We start from the raw sequence: 606 nt of genomic DNA on the forward strand, positions 1-606 counted from the left end.
ATGACGTGCATCATCCCGTTGAGCAGCGCCACATCGCTGCCCGGCCTGAGCGGCAAGAAGGTATCGGCCAGCCAGGCAGTGGGCGTCAGGCGGGGGTCGGCCACGATGACCTTGGCGTCTTTTTTCTCTTTAGCTCTCAGCACCCAACGGGCCACGGGCGCGTGGTTCTCGGCTAGGTTGGAGCCAATGACAAAGATGCAATCGGCGTTGGCCAGGTCGGGGATGGGGTTGGTCATGGCCCCACTGCCAAAGGCGCGGGCCAGCCCGACGACGGTGGGCGCGTGGCACAGGCGGGCGCAGTGATCCACGTTGTTCGTGCCCAGACGGCGGGCCAGCTTTTGGAAGAGATAGTTCTCCTCGTTGGTGCACTTGGCGGAGGCCAGGAACCCCAGTGCATCAGGGCCGTGAGCCTGCCTGACCTCGTCGATCTTGTGGCTCACCAGGTCCAGGGCTTTCGGCCACGAGATTTGTCGCCACCCGTCGTCCACCTTTTTCATCGGGTGGCGCAATCTCTCCGGGTGGTCGAGGATCTCCAGCACGGCGTTGCCCTTGGGACAGAGCGCCCCCTCGCTGACAGGGTGCTCGCGATTGTACTCCAGCCCCACT

Annotated in this window: 1 protein-coding gene; it reads right to left on the reverse strand. The window is 64.2% G+C overall.

Annotated features, from left to right (window positions below; translation table 11 throughout):
- On the reverse strand, positions 1-606 hold a 606-nt coding region (locus tag LN415_09925; protein MCJ2557397.1), incomplete at both ends, for a molybdopterin-dependent oxidoreductase.

The sequence above is a fragment of the Candidatus Thermoplasmatota archaeon genome, from assembly GCA_022848865.1.
Classification (GTDB): Archaea; Thermoplasmatota; Thermoplasmata; order RBG-16-68-12; family JAGMCJ01; genus JAGMCJ01.